The sequence below is a fragment of the Rhizobium sp. PEPV16 genome, from assembly GCF_008919455.1.
Taxonomy (GTDB): domain Bacteria; phylum Pseudomonadota; class Alphaproteobacteria; order Rhizobiales; family Rhizobiaceae; genus Rhizobium; species Rhizobium leguminosarum_Q.
In genome coordinates this window covers 69,697-74,401 of the sequence record NZ_VSZV01000348.1, presented here as the reverse complement: position 1 = coordinate 74,401, position 4,705 = coordinate 69,697, and the positions used below count along the sequence as shown (strand labels likewise).

General features: G+C 61.1%; 6 protein-coding genes. 2 read left to right on the top strand and 4 right to left on the bottom strand.

What is annotated here, in order from left to right:
- Positions 1–21 precede the first annotated feature (21 nt).
- Positions 22–447 (bottom strand): MarR family winged helix-turn-helix transcriptional regulator, encoded by a 426-nt coding sequence (locus FY112_RS29625; protein ID WP_151519932.1) that lies wholly within the window; start codon positions 445–447, stop codon positions 22–24.
- 198 nt (positions 448–645) lie between these two features.
- Between FY112_RS29625 and FY112_RS29620 the strand changes: the two genes are divergently transcribed.
- Complete coding sequence (locus FY112_RS29620) at positions 646–1,050, top strand: hypothetical protein (protein ID WP_151519931.1); 405 nt, start codon at positions 646–648, stop codon at positions 1,048–1,050.
- A gap of 72 nt (positions 1,051–1,122) precedes the next feature.
- Here the strand turns inward: FY112_RS29620 and FY112_RS29615 are convergent, their stop codons facing one another.
- Both FY112_RS29615 and FY112_RS29610 read right to left on the bottom strand, forming a co-directional pair.
- Complete coding sequence (locus tag FY112_RS29615) at positions 1,123–2,094, bottom strand: alpha/beta hydrolase (protein WP_151519930.1); 972 nt, start codon at positions 2,092–2,094, stop codon at positions 1,123–1,125.
- 97 nt (positions 2,095–2,191) lie between these two features.
- Complete coding sequence (locus FY112_RS29610; RefSeq protein WP_151519929.1) at positions 2,192–2,878, bottom strand: glutathione S-transferase; 687 nt, start codon at positions 2,876–2,878, stop codon at positions 2,192–2,194.
- Positions 2,879–2,999: 121 nt separating this feature from the next.
- On the opposite strand from FY112_RS29610, the gene FY112_RS29605 reads away from it, so the two are divergent.
- Entirely contained in the window at positions 3,000–3,572 is a 573-nt protein-coding gene (locus FY112_RS29605) for a TetR/AcrR family transcriptional regulator (protein WP_151519928.1), read from the top strand.
- Positions 3,573–3,695: 123 nt separating this feature from the next.
- Here the strand turns inward: FY112_RS29605 and FY112_RS29600 are convergent, their stop codons facing one another.
- Positions 3,696–4,652, bottom strand: a complete 957-nt coding sequence (locus FY112_RS29600; RefSeq protein WP_181018300.1) for a LysR family transcriptional regulator — start codon at positions 4,650–4,652, stop codon at positions 3,696–3,698.
- Positions 4,653–4,705 lie beyond the last annotated feature (53 nt).

Here is a 4,705-nt window from a genome sequence, read left to right as displayed (position 1 = left end):
TTATGGGTAAAAAAAGGGGAGCTACCCGCCGAGGTTCAGCTCCAGGATTTCCTCGCGCATGCGCACGGCCCGGTCCTGTCCGACCTCCTGCTCAAACGCGGCTTGGGCGTTTTCCCAAAGAGGAACGGCCTCCGCCACTTTTGCGACGCCGGAGGGGGAAAGGGTGACGTCGAAGGAGCGGCCGCTCTCGGCTCTGCCGGCGACAACCCATCCGGCCGCCTGTAGCGGCTTCAGTGCGCGGACGAGGGTCGTGCGCTCCATGCTCAGCATTTCAGCGAGACTGGTGATCTTGAGGCTCCGGTAGGCTTCCAGCAGCGACAGAATCGAGAACTGCGAGACCGACAGTCCGGCAGGCGCCAGATGGTTGTCGTAAAGACGGCTTAGATGCCGCGCGTTCTGGCGGGCGGCAAGGGCGTAACAGAGGTGGGGACCAGTGGGTGTCTGCATGGGGCATTTCTAAATGTGCAATTGCACAGTGTCAAGCCCGAACCTCGACGTTCGACCGATAAGAGGGCGGCTCGCCACCTCCCGGTTCAAAGCTCATTGTTTAAAGTGCAATTACACACTATGTCCCGCAAGGTCGGAGTTGAGTTTGGATCGCGCTCACGCGGCCACCCCAGAAATCACGCCATCCGGAGAAACGACATGACGGGCAGCAACGGAGAAAAACACCCATTCCTTGATGATCTTGCCGATGACGCCGAACTGAGAGGGACGGTCCTGCGCCGTCCGGTTTCGGGTCGTGACAATATCAAGCGCCTGGTCGAGGCGGTCGGCACGCTCTACGCCTCGCAGACGCCCACCTTCTATGGTGCGATCGATCAGCGCCATGTCTTGCAATATCAGGCAACCCTTCGCACCGGCCTCGATTTGGAAGCAGTGGGGGTCATCGAGCGCGACGAGACCGGGCTCGTGCAGCGGGTGACGATGACGTTTGCGCCTTTGGACGCTGCGCTGTCACTGTCAGCAGGAATGGTCGGCATCGTCGGGAAGGAATTGGGCGGTGATCTCTTTTACGACGCGTCGATCAACGAGATCGCGTCGTCCTGACTGTCTTACATCCGATCGCACGCAAATGCGCCGGGAGCCGGGCTACGGCCAGCCCCCGGCCTTTGCACGCCGTCAGCCGTGAAGGAACGCCAGCAGGTCCGCGTTCAAGCGATCCTTGTCGACATGCAGCAGCCCATGGGAGCCGCCTTCGTAGACAATGAGCTTGGCATGTGGAACGAGCTCCGCGGTCACCTTTGCGGATATTTCCAGCGGCACGATCTGGTCGTCGCTGCCGTGGACCACCAGCGCTGGCACGGTGATCTTCTTCAGGTCGTCGCGGAAATCGGTTTCCGAGAAGGCGCCAAGCGCATGGTAGGCGGCAAGAAAGCCGGTTGCCTGCCCCTGCCGCCAGTAGCTCTCCCGCAGGCCTTCCGAGATGTGCGCGCCCGGACGATTGAAGCTGTAGTACGGCGTGGTGACGTCGAGGTTCCACTGCGCCCGGTTTGCCTGCACGGCGGCGCGGAACGTATCGAACAGCTCCTTGGGAGCACCGTTCGGGTTGGTCTCGGTCTTGAGCAGGAAGGGTGTCACCGAGGAGACGAAGGCGACCTTGGCGACGCGGCTCTGACCGTGACGCGCGACATAGCGGGCGACTTCGCCACCGCCCATCGAATGGCCGACGAAGGTCGCCTCGCGCAGATCGAGCGCCTCGACCAGTCGTGCCAGATCGTCGGCAAACGTGTCATAGTCGTAACCGCTGGACGGCTGGCTCGAGCGCCCAAAGCCCCGACGATCATGGGCGATGACGCGGTAGCCGTTCTGCAGCAGGAAGAACATCTGGTCCTCCCAAGCGTCGGACGAGAGCGGATAGCCATGGCTGAACACCACGGCCGGCCCGCTGCCCCAGTCTTTGAAGTAGAGGCTGGTGCCGTCTTTCGTGACCAAGCAGTCGCCTGTGGCCTTGCCGACACGGGTTGACGCCGGCGTTTTTGCTGCCGCCGAGTTCGCGCTGGTACCGGCCGCCGCCAGTCCGACGCCGGCGACGGCGACCCCTTTCAGCAGGTTGCGCCGGGAAGCGCTGTCGGGTGTTGAAATCGTAGACATGAGGAAACTCCGTGAGAATTATGCCGCCTGGGCGGCGCGAGTGGCGAATGTGGTTGGACGTGTCGGTGCGGTGTTCGGACCGCTTTCGCGTGGAGGATCAGAAACCAAGCCTGCGCAGATCCTCGGCGACGAACATCTGGCCGCTGCGATCCTTGACGCTCGGCAGTTCGGAGACCTTCGCGCGCCAGGACTTCAGGGCGGAGTGATCTTCTGGGATGGCAATGCCGGCGGCGTCCGCGAACATCAGCCCGGCAAACACCGTGATGTCGGCCATCGAGAAGGCATCGCCCGCGACAAACGGACGGTCCTGCAGCACCCCGTCGAAATACCTCATGCCAGCGAGCGCCTTGTCGCGCTGGCGATTGCCCCAGTCCTGGCGGCCAGCCCAATCCGGGCTCTTGAACACCTGTAGTTCGGCGCCGAGGCCGGGCGTCGCGTGATGGAAGTAGTTGCCGACCGCATCGAGCAGCTCGGTCTCGGCCCGCTTCTGCATCATGTGGATGACGGCCTTTTCCTTCGGCGTCTTGCCGGTGAGCCGCGGATCGCCGTCGAGATTGTCGAGGTATTCGGTGATGGCGGTGGCCTCGGCGATATAGGTGCCGTCCTCGAGCTGAAGGACCGGCAGCACGCCCGAGGGGTTCTTTGCGAGGAAAGCCGGCTGCTTGTGTTCGGCGCCGATGAGGTCGACGGAGACGAACTCGACCTGCGGTTCGAGCTCCTTCTCGGCGAGCACGATGCGGATTCGGGCGGGGTTGGGAAAGCCGGGGCGATCGAAAATTTTCATCAGAGGCTCCTTTATCTGTTTATCGATATCTGTCTATCGATAGATAGACTACGCTCCACAGTTAGCCCTTCCCTTTTGCAGCGTCAACAACTATCTATCGAGTGATAGGTACGGATCAACGATGGCTAAGACCAAAACGGATATGCGCGAGGCTGTCATGACCGCCGCAAAAGCGTCGGTGCAGTCACATGGCTACAATGCGCTCAGCTTTCGCGAACTTGCAAAAGAGGTCGGAATCAAAAGTGCCAGCGTGCACTACCACTTCCCCACCAAGGGCGACCTCGGTGCCGCATTGGCTCGCCGCTATACCGAGGAGGGGGCAGCCTATTTGGCAGAGCTTCTGGCTACGCCGGAAGACGCGACCTGGTGCCTGGACAGATACACGGAGATTTTCCGCTCTGCCCTGGCCAACGACAATCGCATGTGCCTGTGCGGCATCATGAGCGCGGAACTTGACGACCTTCCTGCCGAGGTGCGGATCGAGGTCGATAAGTTCGCCGCAATGAACGTCGACTGGCTTGGCAAAGTGCTCTCACGGGCAAGGCCTACGGTAAGCGAGCAGGACCTGCGGGAGCATGCGATGGCGATCTTTGCCGCCATCGAGGGGGCCCAACTGGTGGCGCGCGGCTGCCGGGACATCGGCATCTATGACCGTACGATCAGGGCCTACCGAGCGACAGGTCTCATCCCCTGACGGCACCTGCAGCACCGTGTTCGTGCCGTGCTGCGCTTTGGTCGACCAGCAAATTCCAAGGGCTCATAAAGCCGAACAGGAGCGGGAGGGTTCTCAGCCGGGGTGGTTCGTGGATTTTCCACGTCATCTCTGACTGCGGATATATTCGAGGAAAACCCGCACCGCCGCGCTCGTATGCCGCCGGCTCGGATAATACAGATACCAACTTGGCAGCTTCTGCTTCCAGTCGCCGAGCAATTCGATAACTCTGCCTTGTTCGACATCATCACGGACATAATCCTCAAACAGGTGAGCTACTCCCGATCCCGCAAGCGCGGCCTGGAGTTCTTGATGCGCCGAACTCAGTGTCAACCGTCCTTTCGGGGTGATCTCCACCTCGTCGCCATCCCTCTCAAATTTCCACGTCACCATGGTTCCGCCGGGGAAACGGCGACGAATACAGTCGTGCTGCAAGAGATCGCGCGGTGAGTCCGGTCGGCCGCGCTTGCGAAGATAATCAGGCGAGGCCACGATCGCATATCGCAAGGGGGGGCCGAGCGGCATGGCGATCATGTCCTGGGCGAGTTGGTTCCCGAAGCGCACGCCGGCATCGAAACCCTGCTCCACGATATCGATGATCGCGGCATCGCTGACGATCTCGACGTTGATGTCGGGGTAGATCTTCATGAACTCGAAGGCCAGGGGGCATAGAATGTGGTCGGCGGCCGGACCTGGTGCATTGATCCGCACGGTGCCAGATGGGCGCTCGCGAAGCTGATTGAGATCGTCGATCGCTGTTCTGATGTCGTGAAGAGCGGGCCTTAGTCGCTCAAGAAGCTGTTCGCCTGCTTCAGTCGGCGCAACGCTGCGTGTCGTTCGGTTCAGCAGCCGGATGCCCAGCGCTTCCTCGAGCACGTTGATCGATTGACTGATGGCGGACGACGAAACGCCCCTGCCAAGCGCGGCGGCTCTGAAGCCACCACAACGCACGACGTCTTCAAAGATCTCCAAGCTGTCAAGGCGTAGTGGCCGCATTGCAAAGTCCTGCTTAATAAGCTGATCGATTTTGATTAGCTTATCCGCGCGGACGATTTGTGTCATCCCTAGAGAAACAACGGGTCGCGAGGCGGCGCTACGGATATTGCGGCCCTTCC